The organism is Streptomyces durbertensis (genome assembly GCF_014156695.1).
Lineage (GTDB): Bacteria > Actinomycetota > Actinomycetes > Streptomycetales > Streptomycetaceae > Streptomyces > Streptomyces durbertensis.
In genome coordinates this window covers 1-5,629 of the sequence record NZ_WMLF01000359.1, presented here as the reverse complement: position 1 = coordinate 5,629, position 5,629 = coordinate 1, and the positions used below count along the sequence as shown (strand labels likewise).

The 5,629-nt window shown below is 73.4% G+C and carries 5 protein-coding genes; 1 reads left to right on the top strand and 4 read right to left on the bottom strand.

What is annotated here, in order from left to right; genetic code table 11:
- Both GL263_RS20230 and kbpA read right to left on the bottom strand, forming a co-directional pair.
- The coding region (locus GL263_RS20230) for a serine/threonine-protein kinase (RefSeq protein ID WP_323379492.1) at positions 1-995 on the bottom strand (995 nt) is incomplete at its 3' end.
- A gap of 415 nt (positions 996-1,410) precedes the next feature.
- A complete protein-coding gene (gene kbpA / locus GL263_RS20225) occupies positions 1,411-2,208 on the bottom strand; it encodes an AfsK-binding protein KbpA (protein WP_182857156.1) in 798 nt (265 codons plus the stop codon).
- 224 nt (positions 2,209-2,432) lie between these two features.
- Here kbpA and GL263_RS20220 point away from each other — a divergent pair, with 224 nt between their 5' ends.
- Positions 2,433-3,080: a TetR family transcriptional regulator gene (locus GL263_RS20220; protein WP_182857155.1), complete on the top strand. Its 648-nt coding sequence runs from the start codon at positions 2,433-2,435 to the stop codon at positions 3,078-3,080.
- Positions 3,081-3,382: 302 nt separating this feature from the next.
- On the opposite strand, the gene GL263_RS20215 is transcribed toward GL263_RS20220, so the two are convergent.
- Both GL263_RS20215 and GL263_RS20210 read right to left on the bottom strand, forming a co-directional pair.
- Entirely contained in the window at positions 3,383-4,612 is a 1,230-nt protein-coding gene (locus GL263_RS20215) for a S8 family peptidase (RefSeq protein WP_182857154.1), read from the bottom strand.
- A 208-nt stretch (positions 4,613-4,820) separates the two neighbouring features.
- The coding region (locus GL263_RS20210) for a helix-turn-helix domain-containing protein (protein ID WP_182857153.1) at positions 4,821-5,629 on the bottom strand (809 nt) is incomplete at its 5' end.

Sequence of the window (5,629 nt, the reverse complement as noted above, 5' to 3'; positions counted from 1 at the left end):
GGCGAGACCGGCGCGCCGATGCCGGCGGGCCGCTGGGGGCCGGGCGCCGACGGGACCGGTTCGGGCGCCAGCGGGGCGGGGCGCCGCACCGGGCGTGAGCGGCCGCCGCGCTTGCGTTCGATCAGCTCGACGGCGCCGGCCGGCAGCCAGGCCGACGCGGTGCCGCTGTCGTCCCCGCCGGAGGAGAACAGGTGCGGGGCCAGCTGCGCCTGGAGGTCGGCGGGGGTGGGCCGCAGTTCGGCCTCGGGGTTCATGCAGGCCTCGACGAGCGGCCGGAGGTCCTCCGGGAGCCCTTCCAGGTCGGGGCCCTCGCGCAGCAGCATGAAGACCGTCTCGACCGGGTTGGCGCCGTGGAAGGGCGCGTGCCCGGTGGCGGCGAAGACGAGGGTGGAGCCCAGCGAGAACACGTCGCTGGCCCCGGTGACGCTGCGGGAGTCCCTGGCCTGCTCGGGCGACATGTAGGCCGGGGTGCCGACCGCCACGTTGGTCATGGTCAGCCGGGTGTTGGAGACGCCGGAGGCGATACCGAAGTCGATCACCCTGGGCCCGTCCTCCACGACGAGCACGTTGGACGGCTTGAGGTCGCGGTGGACCAGCCCGGCGCCGTGGATGGACTGCAGCGCCTCGGCGATGCCGGCGGCCAGCCACCGCACGGCCTGTGCGGGCATCGGCCCGCACTCGTTGATGATCTCCTCCAGGGAGGGCGCGGGCACGTAGGCGGTGGCCAGCCAGGGCACGGCGGCCCTCGGGTCGGCGTCGACGACGGCGGCGGTGTAGAAGCCGCTGACCGCGCGCGCCGCCTCGACCTCCCTGGTGAAGCGGACCCGGAAGAGCTGGTCCTCGGCCAGCTCCGTGCGGACCGTCTTGATCGCGACCCGCCGCCCGGAGGCGGACCGGGCCAGGTAGACCAGACCCATGCCGCCGGCACCCAGCCGGCCCAGCACCTCGAACGGGCCGATCCGTCTTGGGTCGTGCTGCGTCAGCTGTTCCACCACGTGCCTTCCACCTCCCCGGAGGGACCGGTCGTCGTCACCGGCGCCGGGCGGGGCGCCGGAAGCTCGTCTTCCCGGACCGCCACGGTCGTCGGGTGCGCCGGTCCGGTAGGTGATTCTTCCCCCTGCCGCCGACAGTCGCGAACCGGGGGGCGGAATCCCCCGGTCCGTCGGCCGTCCCGGCCGGCCCGCCCGGCATCCGCACACCTGTGGTGGGGCGGCCCGTGGACCGCCCCACCGCTTCGCACACTCACTCGCAACGCTCCGCTCCCCCGTCGACTGCTTCTCTCCGGCGTTCCCGGCCCCCGGGTCTCCCGAGGTACCCCGGGCGTCCGGGCTCCCCGGGCCGGACGGGGTCACTCGGCCCCGCCGGTGCTCACCGGTCCATCCCCCATGGTCCGGCATACCGGCCCCGTCGTCAGCCGTCCTGGCCGGTGACGGACGAATCGAGTACCGCGAACGTCGCGCCCTGGTTGTCGACAAGCACCGCAAAACGCCCGTATTGGCTTGTTTCGGCGGGGAAGACGGTCCTTCCACCCAGTTCCCCGGCCCTGCTCACCGCCTCGTCGCAGTCGGCCACGGCGAAGTAGGTGAGGAAGTGCGGCGGCATCTCCGCAGGGAAAACCTGGGCGACCAACGCCCGTCCGCCGAGGGCGTGTTCCGCGTCCGCGGGCCCACCGGCGGGCGCCCACAGCAGGAAGTCCGCGTCCTCCTCGCTGATGTCGGTCGTCGCGTAGTCGAAAACGGCCCGGTAGAAGTCGTCCGCCGTTTCCTTGTCCCGCGCGTACAACTCGCCCCACAGATAGGAGCCCGGCTCGTCGCGCACCTCGAACCCGGCGAAGGACAACGGCTGCCAGAGGCCGAACACCGCGCCGTCCGGGTCGGCGACCACCGCCGTGACCCCGGCCGGGCCGTCGCCCACCCGCAGGGGTCCGCCGATCAGCGTGCCGCCGGCGTCACGCACCCGCTCGACGGTGGCGGGCATGTCCGGGGTGTGCAGGTAGAGCGTCCAGGCCGTGGGCATGCGGCCGTCGGACTTGCGGCCGAGGGCGGCGACCCGCCTGCCTCCGAGCAGTGCGGGGGTGTAGACGTCCGCGCCTTCGGCCGACTCGTCGAAGGTCCACCCGAACAGCCCACCGTAGAAGCGCTTGCCGGCGGCCAGGTCGGGCAGCATCACGTCGGCCCAGCAGGGCGCCCCCAGTGCGGCGTCGGGCATCTGCGGCCCCTCTCCTCGGTTCACCGGTCTCTCGGTACATACCCCGTCCGATGACCAGTCTGTCCCTTTCGCGGCGTTCCGCCACTCCGCGCCGGGCCGTCCGGCGGGTGGCGGGGTGGCGTACGGATCAGGCCATCGGGCGCCCAACGGGAGGTATTGAGCTGCGGGTACCCGTTTGCAGGCGGTCAGATCGCGCCAACTCCGGCCGTCGGTAAGCTGACGGCATGACAGGACAAGTACGAACAGTTGACGGCCGCGTGGCCGGACGGCGCGGACAGGCGACCCGCCAGAAGCTCCTCGACTGCCTCGGCGAGATGCTCAGCTCCTCCCCCTACCGCGACGTCAAGGTCATCGACGTCGCGCGGCGGGCGGGCACCTCGCCGGCCACCTTCTACCAGTACTTCCCCGATGTCGAGGGTGCGGTGCTGGAGATCGCCGAGGAGACCGCCCGGGAAGGCGCGGCGCTGGACGAGTTGGTCGCCGGACGGTCGTGGGCCGGCCGGGCGGCCAAGGAGACCGCCGACGAACTCGTGGACGGTTTCCTGTCGTTCTGGCGCCGGCACGAGGCGATCCTCCGGGTGATCGACCTGGGCGCCGCCGAGGGCGACAAGCGGTTCACCAAGATCCGTACGCGGATCCTCACCTCGGTCGGCAACTCGCTGCGCGACGCCATCGCCGAACTCCAGTCCAAGGGGCGGGTCGACGACTCGGTGAACCCGGCGGCCGTCGCCGCCTCCCTGGTGACGATGCTCGCCTCGGTCGCCGGCCACCAGCGCGGCTTCCAGGGCTGGGGCGTCAAGCAGGCCGACCTGAAGCCGACGCTCTCCCTCCTGGTGCACCTCGGCGTGACCGGGCGTAAGCCGACCAAGTGACCTGATCCGCCCGGTGATTGACCGAAGTCCGCCGGGCGGCGTACCCGGGCCGTGCCGCGCGCCGGGCCGGACCTGTCACCGGTCTCCGGCACGCGCCCGGCGGGTGTGGTGTCCCGGGGGCGACCGGCGGACGCCCGATCCCCTCCGTCGGACGGCCGCGCCGGTCGCTCCCGCCCCCCGCGCACTCGACGCCCCGCCGCCGCGCCCTGATCAGACCGCTCTTCTCCACCCGAAGGAGAGCCGGCCTGGCTCGGGACGGGGTCACACCGTCGAGCAGGTCGCACAAGCCCTGTGAGATCCCCCTAGAGCCCGCTGTACACCAGCCTGTTGGGCGAGCCGGCCCCCGGGCCGACCACCTTGCCGCGGCTCGCCGCGCCCAGCAGCGCGTCGGTCACCTTCTGCGGCGTCGCGCCCGGGTCGCCCGCCAGGTGGAGCGCGGCGACCCCGGTGACGTGCGGCGCCGCCATGGACGTGCCGCTCATCGTCGCGGTGGCCGTGTTCGAGCCGTGCCCGGCGGAGACGATCGACGTGCCGGGCGCGAAGACGTCCACACACGTGCCGTGGTTGGAGAAGGTCGAGCGGCGGTCGTTCGACGCGGTGGCGGCCACCGTGATCACGCTGGGCTCGCGGGCCGGCGACTGCGTGCAGGCGTCGGTGTCCTTGTTGCCCGCCGAGACGGCGACCGTGATGCCGGCCTGGACCATCGCGCGGACTCCCGCGTCCTTGGCCGCGGCCGGCGAGCCGCCGATGCTGACGTTGGCGACGGCCGGCCGTTTGGCGTTGCGCACGACCCAGTCGTAGCCGGCGAGCACGTTGTCGGTGGTGCCGGAGTTCTGGCAGTTGAGGACCTTCACCGCGACGATCCGGACCTTCTTGGCGACCCCGTGGGTGCGGCCGCCGATGGTGCCCGCCACATGGGTGCCGTGGCCGTGGCAGTCGCTCGCGGTGGTGTTGCCGTCGACGAAGTTGTAGCCGTGGCTGGCCCGGCCCTCGAACTCCTGGTGTCCGACGCGGACTCCGGAGTCGACCACGTAGGCGGTGACGTTGCCGGCGGTCCGGGTGTACTCGTAGCGCTTGTCGAGGGGGAGGTCGCGCTGGTCGACGCGGTCCAGGCCCCACACGGGGTCGGTCTGCACGTCGTCGCCGTACTCGACCCGGTTGGGTTCGACGTAGGCGACCGCCGGGTCGGCGGCCAGCCGGCGGGCCTTGGCCTCGCTCATCCGGACCGAGAAGCCCTGGAGGGCCGCGCTGTAGGTGCGCCGCAGCGAACCGTCGTAGCGGGCGGCCAGGCCTCGCGCCCGGGAGCGCACGTCCTCGGCCGTCGACCTGTCCGAGCCGGCCTTCGGTCCCGTCTTCTTCAGGACGACGATGTACTCACCGCGGATCGTCGGTCCGACGTCGGCGCCGCGGATCTCGCCGAGCGGCCGTGACTCGGACGACACGGCTCCTGCGGTGCCGAGTGTCGTGCCGAGCACGGCCAGGGCCACTGCTCCCGCGCCCAGAACGAGGCGTGTCGGTCCCGAACGTCGCATGGGGGCCTTCCCGTTGGGGGGCGAGAGTGGGGGGTGGCTGGTAACAGGTTCTAGCCGACCCGCCCGCCGCGGGGAGGCACAGCTGTGCCAACGACACCAAGGTGCCCGCCGGTAACCGGGGAGTTATGCGAAGTTGGTCCGGAATGCCCGCCGTCAAGCGTGGCTGAAACCGTGGGAACGGCCGCGACGGCCGGTCGGCCGCGGCCGCTCAGAGCCAGCCGCGCCGCTGCGCCTGGAGCGCCAGCTGGAACCGGGAGGCGGCGCCCGCCTGTGCCATCAGCAGCTCCATGCGCCGGAAGAACGTCCGGCGGCTGACGCCCAGTTCCCGGATGATCTGCGAGTCCGGCACCCCGGCCACCAGCATCGCCAGGATGCGCCGCTCGGTCGGCCCCGGCCGGACGGACAGCGTGGCCGAGGCCGGCGCCGAGCCCGTCACCGACTGGATCGGCAGCGCACGCTCCCAGCACGCCTCGAACAGCGCCCGCAGCGCCGTCAGCAGCCCGCTCGGCCGGACGACCAGAAGACTGCCGCTGATGTCGACGTCGGCGATCGACAGGCTCACGAAGCCGACCCGGTCGTCGATGATCGTCAGCTTGACTGGCAGCTCCGGCAGCACCCGGGCCTGCTCCCCGGCGTCCACGCACGGCTGGATGTTCGTCGTCAGATGGCCCGGGTGGGCCAGCGAGGCGCGGGCGTAGACGGCGCGCACCTGCACCCCCCGCTGGAGCATCGCGATCTCGCTGTCCGCGCCGCGCGCCGAGGACCAGAAGTACGGCGGGGTGTCGAAGCGCAGCACCTCCTTGCGGGCGCTACCGAGTGCTTCGCCGAGCCGCCGCTCGATGTCGTCCCCGGTGACCTCCTCGGCGACGACACCGCCGCTGGCCGCCGGGTCGCGGCGGCGGTAGCGCTCGTAGGCCCCCGCGATGGCGGCGGTCGCCTCCTCCAGCCGCAGCGTGGCCCGCCGGCTGAGGAGGTCCAGCGCGGCCCCCGGCGGCACCGGCAGCGGCGGGCGGGCGG

What these genes read in the sequence shown, in the direction of transcription:
- kbpA (WP_182857156.1), bottom strand. Translation starts at nt 2,208, where the DNA reads ATGCCCGACGCCGCACTGGGGGCGCCCTGCTGGGCCGACGTGATGCTG.
- GL263_RS20220 (WP_182857155.1), top strand. Translation starts at nt 2,433, where the DNA reads ATGACAGGACAAGTACGAACAGTTGACGGCCGCGTGGCCGGACGGCGC.
- GL263_RS20215 (WP_182857154.1), bottom strand. Translation starts at nt 4,612, where the DNA reads ATGCGACGTTCGGGACCGACACGCCTCGTTCTGGGCGCGGGAGCAGTG.